Raw genomic sequence first — 17,091 nt, forward strand, 5'->3', positions numbered from 1 at the left:
CTGCCGTCACTCCGAACACAGGCCTGGCGTCAGCCGATTGGGGTCCTACGGGTGTCCACCGCCGAGCGTCACTCCTGCTCGCGCAGCTGCTCCTCGGTCAGGCCCTGCCGCCAGTAGCCGACGAAGGTGACTCTTCGACGGTCGAACTCGCGCTCACGCACGAAGTGCCGGCGCAGCTCCTTCACACACCCGGACTCGCCCGCGATCCAGACGTACGGGTGCTCGGCGGGCGGGAGTTGGGTGTCGCGGAGGACGCTGAGCGCCAGGGGCGGACTCTGGGCGGCCCTCTCCTCCTGCACCAGCCAGGTGATCTCGGCGTCCGCCTCCGTCACCAGGTCCTGGATGTCACCGGCGTGCGGGACCTCCAGCCAGACCCGGGCGGGGGTGCCGGCCGGCAGTGACTCGACGATGGAGCAGGCGGCCGGTACGGCGGTCTCGTCGCCCCAGATCACCACCAGGTCGGTGTCCTCGGGCGGCCGGAAGCGGATCGCCCGGTTGTCCGCGACCGCCGGGCCCAGCAGCACGACCTTGTCGCCGGCCGCGGCACCCGCGGCCCACCGGGAGGCGGGGCCCGCTTCGATGGCCGCGTCCGGCTCGACGCCGTGCAGCACGAAGTCGATGTCGATCTCGGCCGTGTGGCCGTCTGCGTCCCGGCGCAGGGAGCGGAGCGTGTACGAGCGCATCACCGCCCGGACGTCCTCCGGGAGTTCGCGCCAGCCCTGCCACCAGCCGTCGCCGAGCTCGATCGGCACGCGGGGCTCACTCTGGCCGGGGTGCGGGATGAACAGCGACAGGGACTGGTCCTGTCCGTCGGAGTGGAAGTCGCGGAGGTCGGAGCCGTCGAAGGTGACCCGGACCAGGGACGGGCCGAGCCGCCTCGTCCGTACGACCTGGAGGGAGAAGAAACGGAACGGGGCGGCTACGGCGGTGGCCATGGGGTAACTCCTGAATCGACGTCAGGGATACGTACTCAGGGGCGCGGGGAACTGCGCGACCAGCCACAGACGGCCCGCAGTTACCCGATAGAGCTCAGCCACCCTGATCAGCTGACCTTCTTCGCCTTCTCCAGCGCCTCGGCGAGGCCGGTGAGCAGCGGGGTGCACTTGGCGTAGGACAGGATCGGCTCGGGGGAGCGCGCGATGATCTGGCCGGCCTTGACCGCGGGCAGCTGCTTCCAGGTGGCCTCGGTGATGTCGGCCGGCTGGATGGTCGAGGAACGGTCGTCCATCATGATGATGTCGGCCTTGTACTTGTCGACGTTCTCCCAGCTCAGCGACTCGAACCAGCCGCCGCCGACCTTCTTGGCGCTCTCCGGCGGCTCGACGAAGTTCACGCCGAGGGCCTTGAAGTACTCCAGGTCGATGGAGAGGTTGGTGCCGGAGACGTAGAACAGCTCCGCGCTGGCGGAACCGGCCATCACCTTGATGTCGGGCTTGGCCTTGGCGGCCGCGCGCAGACGGGTGGCGGCCTCCTCGAACGACTTCTTGGAGTCGGCGACCGCGGCGGCCTTCATGTCGGCGCCCAGCGACTCGGCGAGCTCCCACATGCGCTGCAGCGGCGCGGTGAGCTGGCGGTCGTAGACGGATATGCCGACGCTCGGGGCGAGCTGGGCGATCTTGTCCTTGGACGCCTCCGGGACGTACCAGAGGGTGCCGGCGTCGTCGAACATCGTGGAGATCAGCACGTCGGGCGCGAGGGCCGCGTACTTCTCGACGTTGAACTGGTCCCAGGCGTTGCCGAGGACGGTGAGCTTGCTGATGTCCATGTCGCCGGCCTGGACGTCGGCCTTGCCGTCCGAGGTCTTGGTCGGGCCGAACACGCCCTTGACCGAGATGCCGTAGTCGAAGAGGGCGGCGGCGACACCGGTGAACGCGACGATGTTCGCGGGGGCCTTGTCCAGCTTCACGGTCGTGCCGCGGTCGTCCTTGAAGCTCCAGGGACCGGAGGCCTTGGCGGACGCCGTCGAGTCCGAGCCGCTGCTCTCCGAGTCGCTGTCGCCGCACGCGGCCAGGAAGGCGCCGAGGCCGAGCGCGCCACCGGTGGCGAGCAGCCCGCGGCGGGAGAAGTTGGCGGTTCTGGCGTTCGACATGGGATGGGTCTGCTTTCGTGCGTACGGGGGCCACTGGGGGGTCCGCGCCTGCGGGTGGCTGGAATCAGGCTTAGGTTAGCCTAACCTTCTATTTTGTCCAGCGGGCACCCGGTACCTGTTCCCGGCTCGCGGGGAGGGATGCTTGCGCATTCTGTGATGCGGGTCACAGTCGTCAAGGGGCGGTGAAACGGGCCCTGTTGGGGGGCTTCGGTGAACTCCCGTACTCCGCCTGCGCCTTCATCCCGTCGGCCTCACGGGGGTGTGACCGGAATCGGCTTCGGGCTCGGCTTCAGGTGCGCGGCGAATGAACTCCGCAGTGCCCAGCTCGAAGTTGAAAGGGGCGGGAACCTGTACAGGCCGCCCGAACGGGACGTTGGTCCGCGACCGGTAACCCTTGGGCGACGGGTCCCAGAAAACCGAAACCTCCTGCACCTGCATGTCGAGCGCGAGGTACACCGGCACGATCCGCCCGTACGTGTCCAGCTCGACGGCGCGCGGGAAGGCGTTGGCGTGGCGGCCCTCGGCGTCGAATGCGGATTCGTCGGCGACGAAGAGGTCGGGGCCGAAACCGCGCTCAGCGGGAGGAAATACGAAAAGGAACGGCGAGGTCTCGGTGACGTGCCCGTCGGGGGCGTGGGCCTCAAACTGGGCGTGCAGCCTGCGCATGGGGCGGAGGTAGCGCAGTTGCGAACGCGGCGACACGACGATCTTTTCCCGGATGGGCTCGGCCTTGTAGCCGTCAGGTGTGTCCAGTTCCTCGACGATCCGGAGCATGTCTTCGAAAGCTCCCGCTGGAGGAGGGTCTATGGGCGCAGGTCGCTCGGTTGACGGATCTGACGGCGCCTAGGTTCCGGTGACCGAAAAACGGGTTCTGTTATGGGTGATTTGGTAGACGGCCTGACTAATTTCCGGAACTCGGGTTCCAGGATCTCTCAAAACTCGCCTTCGCCACCCCAGCAGCGACCCGCAGCTCTCTCCACTCAACTGCCGCTTCGAGAGCACCCTCACCCCAGATGGAATCTGGGCCCGAGTTTACGGAGGCTACTCTTTCGTCGACTCTCAGAAGCAGGAAGAAATCTTCTTTTTCGAGTGAACCATCGGCCACTCTGGCGCGAGCCACATGCAGCAAATCATCGAATTGAAGCAAAAGCTCATCTGTCCCCACGCCCGAATCCTGCAAGTACGCGGCTTGACGGTCTGATGTAGCGCTGAGCAAGCCCAAGACAGCCGGAGTCCACTGGCGAAAGTCCGCTAGCTTTTGATCACCGCTCACCGGATGATCCCTCCCAAGTCCTCCTCGGGACCGTGTGCGGGCCGGACTTCGCCCCGGACGGGCCGGCGCCCGCCTCCCCGAGCTTGTACGAACGGGTCGAGGTCGCGCCGCCGTTCACTCCATGCCGTACCTCGCTCGTGCGGTTGCCGATCGAGTCGTAGCCGTACTCCGTCCAGGACGGGGACACTCCCCCGACCGTCGAGTCGTACGCGACGCTCGACGCGCCCTTTCTTGGGTGTCGACGAGACACCCGTGGACAGCTCCAACCGCTCCAGGTTGGAGGTCGGGGAGTAGGAGACGTCCGAGACGTAACACCAAGTGCCGAGGGCCTCCCGGTCAGTACAGGGGGCGTCCCGCGCCTCCCTCGCGGCGTATGGGGCGTACGCATGCCCTGTGGGTGGAGTGTGACCAGTGTGACTCATATCACGCATTGATGAGTGGGAAGTGTGTTGCATGTGCACCTCAAGTGAAGCCATGATCCCTTGACCTTTTTTAGATTCTCTTTATGTACGGGGCATAGGTGACCAGGGTGGGGAAAGCATGGCGGCGTAGTGCTGCCACTGTTCTGGCAGGGGCACTGCTGGGCTTAGCGGGCGCATCCGGCGGTACGCCCGCCGCGGCCGCCGTCGCGTGCCCGTCGGGGACCGATTCGGACTTCAACGGCGACGGCGTCAGGGACACGGCGATCGCCGATCCGGAGGCAAGCGTCGACGGCGTGCAGAAGGCGGGGGCGGTGCACGTCGTGTACGGCGGCGACAAGGGCACCCTCACCTTCTCGCAGGCGCCCGACAACATCCCCGGCGTACCCGAGGTCAACGACCAGTACGGCTACGCGCTGGCCGTCTACGACGCCGACCTCGACGGATGCAGCGACCTCGTGGTCGGCACGCCGTACGAGGACATGGGCACCGTGCCCGACGCCGGGGTCGTGCATCTCATCTACGGCTCCACGAGCGGGCTGAACGCCGGCACCAAGCCGGTGAAGGAGTTCTACCAGGGCACCGACAAGCCCCTGGGCGGCGCAACAGAGACCGACGACTGGGTCGGCTACTCCCTCGCCGCGGGCAAGACCTCGGCCGGCGCGCCGTATCTGCTGATCGGCAGTCCCGGCGAGTCCATCGGCACCGTCGAGGACGCGGGCGGCTTCTCCTACGTCGGCGGCACCGCGCAGACCGTCGCCTTCGTCAGCCAGGACACCGAGACCGCGGGCGCCGTGTCCGGCACGGCCGAGCAGGACGACCGCTTCGGCACCACCCTCGCCGCGACCCCGACCCACTTCGCGGTCGGCACCCCCGGCGAAGCGCTCGACGCCGCCGCCTTCGCCGGCGGCGTCGGCTTCTTCAGCCACGCGCTCACCTCCAACTCCCCGAAGCCGCTCGGCGGCCTCGGCCAGGACCAGGACGTGATCACCGGGGCCTCCGAGGTGGACGACCAGTTCGGCGCCGCGCTCGCCATGGTGCCGTACCGGGCCTCCGGCGCCACCTCCACCACCGAGTCGCTGCTCGCGGTCGGCGTGCCCGGCGAAGACCTGGTGACCACCGTCGACGCGGGCGCCGTCCAGGTGTTCAAGCTCGCGGCCAACGGCACGTTCACCGAGACCGCCTGGATCGACCAGAACATGCCCGAGATGAGCCAGGAGTCCGAGGCCGGCGACTTCTTCGGCAAGGAGCTCGCCGCCGTCAACACCTCGCCGAACGCCACCTCCACGGCCACCACCACCCGCGTTGCCATCGGCGTGCCGGGCGAGGAGTCGTCCGAGGAGCACGCGGAGAAGGGCGGCGTCCAGATCGCTCCGCTGGTCGGCGCGCCCGGCGTCTCCGACCAGTGGATCGACCCCGGCTACGGCGTGCCGGGCGCCCCCGCCCCACGCCAGCTCGCCGGCCTCTCCCTGGCCGCTACCCCCTCGGTGCTGTACGTCGGCATGCCCTACGGCCCCGCCGAGGCCCGCGGGGTCCACGGCTTCCCGTGGAACGTGGCCTCGGGCGGCGCGCCGACGGTGACGATCAAGCCCGGCGAGGGCGGCCTCCCGGCGACCGGTGTGGCCTTCGGGGCGATCGTCCGCTGACGACGTCCGCGCGGTGGCCGGCCGGCCTAGGAACGGCCGGCCGCCGCGTCACACCTCACCCCCACGAGCCGCGCCAGGCACGGCTTCCCGAGGCAGGGCTCACCTTCGCGGTGACGGCCCGGTGCCTTCGGCCCCTCGACTTCCCAGACAGATATGAACGACGGGAGTGGACGCGTGTCCGCAGACAGACCCAGACCGATACGGCGTGGCCTCGTGCTGCGCGCCGCCGTAGCGGCAGCCGTCACCGGCGCCGTGGTGGCCGGCGCCGCGGCGCTCCCGAACGGTGCCGGGGGACCGGGCCAGGGCCCCGCCCCGGTCGCGGCCGACCAGCCGCTGGTCACCGAGCAGCAGGCCATGGCCTCCGCGAAGGACAGCGGCAAGCGGGCCGAGGTGGTCGGACTGCGCACCGAGCGCAGGGAGATCTTCGCCGAGCCCGACGGCACCTTCACCGCCCGTGAGTACACCGAGCCCGTCCGTACCGTCCAGGGCGGCAAGTGGGTTTCCGTCGACCCGGCGCTCGTCAAGCGCGCCGACGGCACCTGGGGGCCGAAGGCCGCCACCGTCGACCTGGCCTTCTCCGCCGGACAGGCGGGCAAGCCCTTCGTCACCATGCGGCGCGCGGGCCGCGAACTCGCCCTGACCTGGCCGTACGGCAAGCTGCCCGCGCCCAGCGTCGACGGCGACACCGCCACCTACGCCGAGGTCCTGCCCGGCGTCGACCTGACCGTACGGGCGGAGGCGGACGGCTTCGGCCATCTGATCGTCGTCAAGACGCCCGAGGCGGCGGCCGATTCCCGGCTGGCCCGGCTCGACCTCGGCATGACCACCGACGGTCTGAAGGTCACCGAGGACGCCACCGGCGCGATCCTCGCGGAGGACGCCGTCGTCGGCGGCACCGTCTTCCAGGCCGGCAAGCCCACCATGTGGGACTCGGCGGCGGTCGAGGAGACCGCAGCCCGCAAGCAGGGCCCGAAGGCGGTCGCGAAGGCGCTGAAGTCGGCGACGGCGGGCGCGGCCGACACGAGCGCCGCCACTCCTGGACCGGAGGCGGCACCCGAGCCCGCCCTCGACGGTCCCGGCGGCGGTGGCCGCGTGGCCCCGCTGGGCGTCGAGGTCGGCAAGGACAAGCTGAGCCTCGTCCCCGACCAGAAGTTCCTCAAGGGCGAGAACACCGTCTTCCCCGTCGTCATCGACCCGATCCAGCGCACCACCTCGCGCACCGCCTGGACCGGCGTCATGTCCGGCATCCCGGGCGAGCAGGACTGGAAGTACTCGGGCAGCGCGGGCGTCGGCAAGTGCCCGACCGACTACAACCCGGTCTCCTGCAACGGCGTCGGCTCCCGGCGCGTGATGTTCACGATGCCGCTCTCCTTCTACAAGGGGAAGCAGATCCTCGGCGCGACCTTCTCCGCCCGCGTCGAGCACATCTACAGCGCATCCCCGACCGCCGAGCCCATCCAGCTCTACCGGATCGGCGGCGCGAACTACGGCCTCACCTCGTCCAGCAACTGGTCCAACACCTCGGACGACTGGGACGACTATCTCCAGACCGTCGACAAGGCGATCTCCCCGACCTCCTGCTCCAGCCAGGCCAACCTGCACTTCGAGAGCGGTTCGACCGGTGAGCTGACCAGCGAGATCAAGACGGCCGCCGCGGGCGGCTGGAACGCGATGACACTGGGCCTGCGCGCGGCCGACGAGTCCCGCTTCGCGGAGTGGAAGCGGATCTGCGGCAACGCGTACCTGTCGATCAAGTACAACAACCTGCCCCGGCAGATCAAGATCTCGGACATGTCCACGGACCCGGGCGGCGTGTGCAAATGGGGCACGGGCCGTGCCACCACCGACGTGCCGCCGAAGCTCCAGGCCATCGCGAGCGACCCGGACCACGGCAACGGCCAGACCGACAAGGTGAAGGTCCAGTTCAAGGTCGAGTGGGGCGGAACCACGCCCGGCTCGTACACGTACACCACGCCGGACTGGCTCTCCCCGACGACCGGCACCAAGTTCGTGCACACCGTGAAGTCGTCGATCCCGCAGAACACCCCCATCTACTGGAGCGCGCGGGCCTACGACGGTGACGGCTACGGCCCGTGGAGCTCGGAGGGCGACACCCCGCAGCGCTGCGAGTTCACTTACGACAAGACCTGGCCGGGCAAGCCTCTCGTGCTGTCCAAGCAGTACCCGTCCAACACCGTCTACCACGACGGCGTGGGCACCTACGGCACCTTCACCTTCTCGCCCAACCCGAACGACGCCATCCCGGACAACGACGTCGTCAAGTACCAGTACTCCTTCAACGGCGCGGCGATGACCACCCTCACCCCGGCCTCGCCGGGCGGATCGGTCTCCGTCCAGTGGCTGCCGACCCGTTCCGGGCGCCAGGTGCTGGAAGTGGTCGCCATCGACAAGGCGGCCCACGCCAGCAGCACACCGTACGACTTCCTGGTGAGCGAGGGCAGGCCGGTCGTGGCCCAGTGGAACCTGGCCGACCAGGCCGGTGACACCGAGGCGCACGACGAGAGCGGAGAGTTCTCGGCGACCGCCGGTACCGCCGTCACCTTCGGCGCGGACGGCCCTGGCGGCAAGGTCGACAAGGCGGCCCGCTTCGACGGCAGCGCCGAGTCCTACCTCGACGCCAGCGAGACCGTACTGGACACCGCCAAGAGCTTCAGCGTCAGCGCCTGGGTGCGGCCCACCGCCCTGGACAAGGACATGACGGTCGTCAGCCAGGACGGCACCGGCGAGCCCGGCTTCACCCTGGGCTACGACGCCACCGCGAAGACCTGGAAGTTCTCCGTCCCGGTCAACGACGTGGACTCGCTCGGCGAGTGGAAGGCCGTCTCCACCGGCATCTCCGTGGTCAAGGACCAGTGGGTCCTGCTGACCGGCGTGTACGACGCGCAGAAGACGGGCGGCCCGCAGCTCCAGCTCTACGTCAACAAGGACCTGAAGGGATCGGCCACCCGGCGCTCCGTCTGGAAGTCGTACGGCCCGCTGCAGATCGGCCGCTCGACGGCCAAGAGCGGCTACCGCGACAACTTCGTCGGTGACCTCGCCGAGATCCGCGTCTTCGACCGCCTTCTGCCGGCGGCCCAGGTCGCCGAGCTGATGACCATCAAGCCGGAGCGCAAGGGCTACTGGCAGCTGGACCAGGCCACCAACGGCTCGGTGACCGAGACCGGCGGCGGCCAGGCGCTGACCCTCGCGGGCAACGCCTCCATCTACCGCCCGGCCGACCCGCTGTTCGACACGGCCGCCCTGGTCGGCGACGGCAACCTCGTCCTGGACGGCGACGGTGACTACGCGTCCACCGCCACCGCCCCGGTCACCGGCAACAGCAGCTTCACCGTGACCGCCCGCGCCCAGCTCACCTCGCTGGACCCGGAGAAGTCGCAGACGGTGCTGTCCCTGCCGGGCACCAACGCCAACCGCGTCCAGGTCCGCTACCAGGCCACCACGGGCCAGTGGGAGCTGGCCGTGGCGAAGACCGACGTGGCCGCCCCTGAAGTCGTCACCTTCACCGACGATCAGCAACTGGCGGACACCGGTGGCTCCGGTCAGCATTTGGCCGTCGTGTATGACGCCTTCGCCAACTCAATCCGCCTGTATGTCGAGGGCCAGCTCGTCGCCGGCGCCCACGGCACGGACGACACCCTGTGGTCCGCCACCGGCGGTCTCCAGGTGGGTCGTTCATTGCGCGGGGCGAGTGAGTACTTCGCGGGCGCCATCGATGAGGTGCGCATCTACAGCGGAGCCGCAGATGTGATCGCGGTACAGCAGATGAGCCTTCTGGCGGCCGTGCCGGACATGTGACGAGGCGTCGCTTCGCAGGTGTGCCGGGCCCTCCGAGGCCCGGCACACCTGTCCTGCACACCTGTTTTGCACACCTTTCCTTCTCCCTTTCCTACGATCAGGAAGTTGGCAGATGTTCTTCCGTGGCCGCTCACTGAGCCGCCGCATGCCCAGACAGACACTGGTCGCGACAGTGATGGGGCTCTCCCTCGCGCTGTCCGCCTCGTCGGTCCAGGCAGTGGCGCTCGACGACGGCGATCGGGGCCGCACCAGCCGCCCCGGCGTCCAGGACGACGGCGATCCCGCCAAGGGGCGCGATGCCAAGTCCAAGACTCGCCCCTCCGACCCGGCGCACAAGGCCGCGGTCAAGGGCCTCGACAAGGCGGTGTGGCCGAAGCAGGGCGGCGCCGAGATGGCCGTCGGCGCGGCCGCCGCGACCGAGGCCGGCGGCCTGCCGGTCAAGGTCGCCAAGGCGAAGGCCAAGGCGGCGACGGCGGCGGGCAAGGTCCGCGTCGACGTCCTCGACCCGAAGCGGGCCGCACGGCTCGGCGCCGGCGTCCTGCTGGGCGTGGAGCGTGCCGACGGCGCGGACAAGGCGGCCAAGGTCCGCCTGACCGTGGACTATTCGGAGTTCGCCGAGGGCTTCGGCGGTTCCTACGCCTCGCGTCTCCAGCTCGTCCAGCTTCCCTCCTGCGCCACGGTCGCCGTGCCCGGCAGCAAGGAGTGCCCGGAGCAGCCCAAGGTGCTGCCCACGGTCAACGACCTGAAGATGGGCACCGTCTCGGCCGACGTGACCGCGGCTCCGGCCCCGGCCGAGGGCGTGTCGACCATGGCGGGCGAGGCGACCTCCCTGGTCGCCGTCGCGGCGGGCCCCTCCAGCGCCCAGGGCACCTACAAGGCCACTGCCCTCGCCCCGTCGTCGAGCTGGAGTGTCGCCACCTCCTCCGGCGCGTTCAACTGGAACTACCCCTTCCGTTCAGTGCCGACCCCGGGCGGCCTCACGCCGACCGTCGGCCTCGGCTACTCGTCCCAGTCGGCGGACGGCCGCACCTCGGCGACGAACAACCAGGGCTCCTGGATCGGCGAGGGCTTCTCCTACGACCCCGGCTACATCGAGCGCCGCTACAAGCCGTGCGCGGACGACGGCCACTCCGGTTCCGGCGAGCAGTGCTGGGCGTTCGAGAACGCCACGGTCATGCTCAACGGCTCCGCCGGCGAGCTGGTCAAGGACGACACCACCGGCAAGTGGCACATGTCGTCCGACGACGGCAGCAAGGTCGAGAAGCTGACCGGTGCCACCAACGGCGACAACGACGGTGAGTACTGGCGCATCACCACCTCGGACGGCACCGAGTACTACTTCGGTCAGAACCGCCTTCCGGGCTGGGCCACGGGCAACGAGGAGACCAACTCCACCTGGACCGCGCCGGTCTTCGGCGACGACTCCGGCGAGCCCTGCTACAACGCCACGTTCACCAGCGCCCACTGCCAGCAGGCCTGGCGCTGGAGCCTGGACTACGTCAAGGACAGCCACGGCAACGTGATGTCCTACTTCTACGACCGCGAGACCAACTACTACGCGCTCAACGCGAAGACGGACGTCAACGGCACCGCTTACCACCGCGGCGGCTACCTCAAGCGCATCGACTACGGCCAGCGCGACGGCCAGGTCTACGCGGCCAAGGCGCCGGCCCGGATCGTCCTCAACACCGCCGAACGCTGCCTGCCCACCGCCGACTTCGACTGCGCGGAGAGCAAGCGCACCAAGGCGAACGCCGCTCACTGGCCCGACGTCCCGGTCGATCAGGAGTGCAAGGCGAGCACGAAGTGCACCTCGCCGGTGCAGACGTTCTTCACCACGAAGCGGCTGACCTCGGTCGTCACGCAGATGCGCAAGGACGCGACGACCTACCAGGACGTGGATGCCTGGAGCCTGACGCACCTGTTCACCGACAACGGTGACGACTCCAAGACGCTGTGGCTGTCGAAGATCGAGCACGAGGGCCGCGCCGGTACGGCGATCAAACTGCCCTCCGTGGACCTGTTCGGCGAGCAGCTCGCCAACCGCGTCGACGCGATCGGCGACAACATCGCGCCGTTCCACCGCTTCCGCCTCTCGATGGTCCTCAGCGAGACCGGTGCCCAGCTCGACGTCAACTACGCGCCGACCGACTGCACCAAGGCCACACTGCCGACGCCGGGCGAGTCGACCAAGCGCTGCTACCCGGTGAAGTGGGCCCCGCCGGGCTATGTCGACCCGATCACGGACTGGTTCCACAAGTACGTCGTGTCGGCGGTCATCGAGACCGACCGCACCGGCGGCAGCGACGGCATGGTCACCCGCTACGACTACCAGGGCGACGCGGCCTGGCGTAAGGCCAAGCCGGACGGCATCACCGACGCCAAGTACCTGACCTGGGGCGGCTGGCAGGGCTACGGCAAGGTCAAGGTCACCAGCGGCACGGCCGACGTGCAGAAGACCCGCGTCGACTACACGTTCATGCAGGGCATGGACGGCGACAAGGACGCGGCGGGCAACGCGCGTTCGGTGACGGTGAAGGACTCGACCGGGGCGTCGTACTCCGACGACGAGGAGTTCACGGGTCACCAGCTGGAGGTCGCCACCTACGACGGCGCCAAGCTGATCTCCAAGTCCATCCAGACCCCGTGGAAGCACTACTCCGCCACCCAGGCCCAGAGCTGGGGCACCACCCGCGCGGTGATCGTGCGCTCCCAGACCGGCCGCGGCTTCAATCTGAAGTCGGACGGCACCTGGCTGGAGACGAAGTCGACCACCACGTACGACACGTCCAACGGCACCGGCCGGGTGCTGACGGTCGACGACCAGGGTGACGTCTCCACCACCAGGGACGACACCTGCACCCGCACCACGTACGCGGACAACACGGCGAAGAACCTGCTCGCGCTGCCCGCGCGCAGCGAGTCGGTGTCGGTGAAGTGCGCGACCACGCCCGACCGCAAGACCCAGGTCCTGGCGGACGAGCGCACCTCCTACGACGGCGGAGCGTTCGGCGCGGCGCCCACCAAGGGTGACGCCACCAAGACCGAGCGGATGACGTCGCACAACGGCACCACGGCGACGTACCAGGTCACCGGCACCACCACCTACGACGCCTTCGGCCGCCCGCTGTCCCAGAAGGACGCCAAGCAGCAGGGCACGACGCAGGAGACGAAGACCGCCTACACCGAGACCAACGGCCTGCTGACGAAGACCACCGTCACCAACGCCGCCGGTCACGTCACCACCACCGACTACGCCCCCGCCTGGGGCATGTCCAAGGGCCAGACCGACCCGAACGGGCAGCGGACGGACCTCGCGTACGACGCCATGGGTCGGCTGACCTCCGTCTGGCTGGCGGACCGCACGACGGCGCAGACGCCGAGCATCAAGTACTCCTACAACGTCCGCAAGGACAAGGTCACCTCGATCAAGACCGAGAAGATCGAGAACGACGGCAGCTACGGCGCCGAGTACCAGCTCTACGACAGCATGCTCAGGCCCCGCCAGATCCAGACCGAGGGGCCCGACGGCACCCGCATGGTCGCCGACACCTGGTACGACGGCACGGGCAACGTCAAGAAGACCAACACCACATACAACGCGGCCGGCACCGCCTCGGACGAACTGCTGCTCGTCAGCAACGGCCAGGTCGGCCAGCAGAGCCTGATGGAGTACGACGGTCTGGGCCGGCCGACCGCGCAGATCCTCGCCGTCGGCGGCGGCGAGCAGTGGCGGACCACGACCAGCTATGAGGGCGAGCTGACGCACGTCGACCCTCCGACTGGCGGTGTACCCACAACCACGGTCACCAATGGCCAGGGCAAAGTCGCCGAGATCCGCCACTACCGAGGCGCTTCACCGGCCGCAGGCGTGCCGTACGACTCCATGAAGTACACGTACACCGTGGCGGGTCAGCTGGAGACCGTCACGGACGCCAAGGGCAACGTGTGGCGGTACGAGTACGACCAGCTCGGCCGGCAGACCAAGTCGATCGACCCCGACGCGGGCACCTCGCGCGTGGAGTACGACGAGCTGGACCGGCCGATCGCCGCGTATGACGGCCGGAACAAGAAGACGTCAACCGTCTACGACAGTCTTGGCCGCGTCCTGACGACCTGGCAGGGTGACGCCGGCACCGGCACCAAGCTCACCGAGACGAGGTACGACAAGGCGGGTTGGCTGGGCCAGGCCTATGGCTTCCTCAACTACACCTCGCCGACCGAGTACTTCGCCACGGCCGTCCAGTCGATGGATGAGTTCTACCGGCCGCTGAAGACCGCCTACCAGATCCCCGCCTCGCAGGGCTCCCTGGCGGGAACCTATGTCTTCAGCACCTCTTACAACCAGGACGGGACAGTCCGGGGAACCACTCTTCCGGCCGTCGGCGACCTCTCGGAGGAGCCGCTGACCTACACGTACGACAGCCTTCAGCGTCCCAAGACGATGACGGGTTCCACCTCGTACGTCACCAACACCGTCTACTCCGGCAAGAGCCTCATCCAGCAGCTGGAGCTGAACACCGGCAGCGGCAAGAAGGTCTGGCAGACCTACAACTACGAGAAGGGCACCGACCGGCTGACCCGCTCGGTGGTCGACGTCTACGGCGCGACCGCCCCGGCCAAGGACGCCCGGTACTCATACGACCAGGCCGGCAATGTCCTGTCCATCGCGGACACCGCGAACTCCGCCTCGCCGGACGTGCAGTGCTTCGCCTACGACACCCGTCAGCGGCTGAAGGACGCCTGGACCCCGGCGGCCACCGCCACGAGCGCGGCCGGCATGGGCACCCGCGGCTCCGCCATCCCGGTGGAGGGTTCCGGTCCGACGGCCTGTGACTCCGCCGCCGGTACCGGCTCCCTGGGTGGCCCGTCCCCGTACTGGAAGTCCTACGAGACCGACGCCATCGGCAACCGGCTCTCGGAGACCGTCCATGACACTGGGCTCGACGCCGCGAAGAACATCACCCGCAGCTACGAGTACGGAACCGCGGGCACGCTGGGCGACGGTCCCCACCAGGTCACCAAGATCGTCGAGAACACGCCGACCGGTGACCGGCAGTCGACGTACGAGTACGACGACTCGGGCAACACCACCAAGCGCACCATCGGAGGCAACGCCCAGTCTCTTGTCTGGAACGACCAGGGCAAGCTCGGCGAGGCCACCGAGGCGAACGGCTCGAAGACCAGCTACCTCTACGACGGCTCGGGCAACCGTCTAGTGCGCAAGGCGCCGTCGGGCACCACCGTCTACCTGCCCGGCACCGAGCTGAAGCTGTCGGCCGACGGCACCAAGACGGAGGCCACCCGCTACTACGAGTACGCCGGCCAGGCGGTCGCCGTACGCACGGCGGGCAAGCTGTCCTTCGTCGCCTCCGACCACCACGGCACGGGCGAGGTGGCGATCGACGCCGCGACCGGTGCGATCAGCCAGCGCCGCTTCGACCCCTTCGGCGTCGAGCGCGGCGAGAAGACCGGGGTCTGGCCCGGAGAGAAGGGCTACGTCGGTGGCACGATCGACGCCTCGACCGGGCTGACGCATCTGGGGGCGCGCGAGTACGACTCCACGATCGGCAAGTTCATCTCGGTCGACCCGATCATCGACCAGACGCAGCCCCAGCAGATCAACGGCTACTCGTACGCGAACAACTCGCCGGTCACGCATGCCGACCCCAGCGGATTGATCATCCCGGAGTGCCGGGAAGGGCTGATCGAGTGCCGAGGGGGCCAGCCGTACTTCCCGAAGACCAATGAGGAAGAGGCGCAGTCGGACTACGACAAGGCGTCCTGGAACGTCACGCAAGCCCAGGGGCAGCAGTCCGCGGCCAAGCAGCGGATCAAGTCCGCAGGCAAGGCCCTGGTCAAGATCGTCCGGGACATCCTCGGTGTCGACGCCGCCCTCGACTGCATCTCCACGGGTGACGTCGGTGCCTGCGGCGAGACCCTGCTCAATATCGCCGGCAGCTTCGCGGGCGGTCTGGCCGGCAAGATCCTCGCCAAGTACGGCGCCCCGTGGAATTGGGCCAAGGGCATCAAGCTCGCCAAGAGGGTCACCGGCCTGGTCGGTGACCTGATCGGTGGGGCCAAGGACCTGTGGAAGGCCAACAAGGCGGTGGGCAAGGCCCAGGCCGGGCTGGCCAAGGCCGGGGACAAGCTCAAGGACGCCAGGAAGAAGGCGGCCGAGGCCCTCAAGAAACGGAAGAAGAACGAGGAGGCCGGCTCCTGCCCGGTCGAGGGCAAGCACAGCTTCCTGCCCGGCACGAAGGTGCTCCTCGCCAACGGCAAGACCAAGCCGATCGAGAAGGTGAAGCTCGGCGACAAGATCACTGTCACCGACCCGAAGACCGGCGGTAAGACGGTCCGTGAGGTTGTCGGCACGATCGTCACCGAAGACGACAAGAACTTCGTCGATCTGACGATCAAGGCAAGCTCCGGCAAGGCCGAGGCTTTGGTCTCCACCACGACCCACCCCTTCTGGTCGGACTCCGAGCAGGCGTGGATCGAGGCCGGTGACCTCAAACCGGGCATGCGTCTGCACACGGCGGACGGCGAGGCCGTCCAGTTGACGGCCATCCGCGCCTTCGACAAGCGCCAGCGCACGCACGACCTGACGGTCGAGGACGTCCACACGTACTACGTGTTCGCCGGTGGAACGTCGCTACTCGTCCACAACTGCGGTACTGCGACGGTCAGTTGGGACGAGGACGCAAACCATGCGACGATCAAGGTGGAGCTCGACGACGGGCGGTCACTCGAAACGGAGCAGGTGATCGACGCCCCGGCCGGCCTGGACGACTACACCGGCTACAACACGTCGGCTCAGGTCGTCACCGAGAAGCCTGGCCCGAACATGCGGCAGTTGACGTTCCGGCTTCCTGACGCGCGAGCGGCCGTCAAGGCTCAGCTCAAGTCCATCGGTGCGGATCTCGGCCCGTACAGCTATGGAAGCAACAGTTGCGTGACCTACTGCGTGGGGATTCTGAGAGAGGGTGGGGTCGCCATACCCGCGGGCAGGGCCGGAGCTGCGAGACTTGCCAGAATGGCAAGAGAATCCTGAATGGGGAACGGATGCTGGACCAGGAAGACCACTGGAACGGGGTGCTGGCCGAAATCCTGCTGAGCCGGAAGATCGGGGCAGCCCATGTGAGGCTGGTGGGCGATCTCGTCTCGGTCACCGCCCAGATGGACATGGCCGCCCAGCGCCGCCTACCGGGCTTCGGACTGGACGACATCGTCGACCTCGAAGACACGGTCGCCCCGCTGGAGAAGGCTTACCAGGCCGCTTGGCGGGCGGTGGACGCCGCGCCCGACAGGGAGCAGCGCGCCCGGGAGCTGCCTAGGCTCGCGACTGCTCTGACGGACGCCGTGGAGGGAATCGCGGACTTCGCCCGTCGACGCGGAGTCCAGGTGGAGCTCTATCGCTTCGGAGACCCCGCAGAGTAGGACCCGGTCGGATACCCGGCCGTGCGTTGGGCCACGGGGCCCGGCTTGACCCTCAAGCCGGGCCCCGTGCCCTTGACCGTCGGCGTGTCGAGTGGCGCGCCACATCCCGTAAACCTCTTCCTTCCGGACGCCGGTCTCCGGTGGCCGGGAGAGGTCGCCCGTGTTTCCTGCCCGGGTGGCCGGCCTGCGGGGGTGCCGTTCTCCGGGCGAAAGAGAGAGCCCGCGGGTACGCCACCGTGCGCAGCGATCGGCAAGCACAACATGAGGGGGACCGGTGAGGAAGAAATCGTGAGGCACGGTTCCAGGTCGAGCAGAGGACGGTCACCCTTCTGAAGGCGGACACCCCGGTCGCGTACGCCGTCGTCCGTGACGGCGCCCTGCTGCGTCTGGAGGGCCCGGCGTACGAGG

At 68.5% G+C, this 17,091-nt stretch carries 8 protein-coding genes; 4 read left to right on the forward strand and 4 right to left on the reverse strand.

Features of this window, described 5'->3' with window-relative positions; translation table 11 throughout:
• Nucleotides 1-68: 68 nt before the first annotated feature.
• The 4 genes from OG252_RS31660 to OG252_RS31675 all read right to left on the reverse strand — a co-directional run bounded on the left by OG252_RS31660 (nt 69) and on the right by OG252_RS31675 (nt 3,549).
• Nucleotides 69-935 carry a siderophore-interacting protein gene (locus tag OG252_RS31660; RefSeq protein ID WP_329340340.1) on the reverse strand — a complete coding sequence of 289 codons (867 nt, stop codon included), beginning with the start codon at nt 933-935 and terminating at the stop codon, nt 69-71.
• A 107-nt stretch (nt 936-1,042) separates the two neighbouring features.
• Entirely contained in the window at nt 1,043-2,089 is a 1,047-nt protein-coding gene (locus OG252_RS31665) for an ABC transporter substrate-binding protein (RefSeq protein ID WP_329340341.1), read from the reverse strand.
• Nucleotides 2,090-2,326: 237 nt separating this feature from the next.
• Entirely contained in the window at nt 2,327-2,863 is a 537-nt protein-coding gene (locus tag OG252_RS31670) for a Uma2 family endonuclease (protein ID WP_266439253.1), read from the reverse strand.
• 488 nt (nt 2,864-3,351) lie between these two features.
• Nucleotides 3,352-3,549, reverse strand: a complete 198-nt coding sequence (locus OG252_RS31675) for a hypothetical protein (protein ID WP_329340343.1) — start codon at nt 3,547-3,549, stop codon at nt 3,352-3,354.
• A gap of 342 nt (nt 3,550-3,891) precedes the next feature.
• Here OG252_RS31675 and OG252_RS31680 point away from each other — a divergent pair, with 342 nt between their 5' ends.
• The 4 genes from OG252_RS31680 to OG252_RS31695 all read left to right on the forward strand — a co-directional run bounded on the left by OG252_RS31680 (nt 3,892) and on the right by OG252_RS31695 (nt 16,683).
• Complete coding sequence (locus OG252_RS31680; protein ID WP_329340345.1) at nt 3,892-5,427, forward strand: FG-GAP repeat domain-containing protein; 1,536 nt, start codon at nt 3,892-3,894, stop codon at nt 5,425-5,427.
• A 174-nt stretch (nt 5,428-5,601) separates the two neighbouring features.
• Nucleotides 5,602-9,243 (forward strand): LamG domain-containing protein, encoded by a 3,642-nt coding sequence (locus OG252_RS31685; RefSeq protein WP_329340346.1) that lies wholly within the window; start codon nt 5,602-5,604, stop codon nt 9,241-9,243.
• A 145-nt stretch (nt 9,244-9,388) separates the two neighbouring features.
• On the forward strand, nt 9,389-16,297 hold the full coding sequence (locus OG252_RS31690; RefSeq protein WP_329340348.1) for a polymorphic toxin-type HINT domain-containing protein: 6,909 nt from the start codon (nt 9,389-9,391) through the stop codon (nt 16,295-16,297).
• 11 nt (nt 16,298-16,308) lie between these two features.
• A complete protein-coding gene (locus tag OG252_RS31695) occupies nt 16,309-16,683 on the forward strand; it encodes a hypothetical protein (protein ID WP_266439260.1) in 375 nt (124 codons plus the stop codon).
• Nucleotides 16,684-17,091: the final 408 nt, after the last annotated feature.

Source organism: Streptomyces sp. NBC_01352, from assembly GCF_036237295.1.
GTDB classification, from domain to species: Bacteria; Actinomycetota; Actinomycetes; order Streptomycetales; family Streptomycetaceae; genus Streptomyces; species Streptomyces plumbiresistens.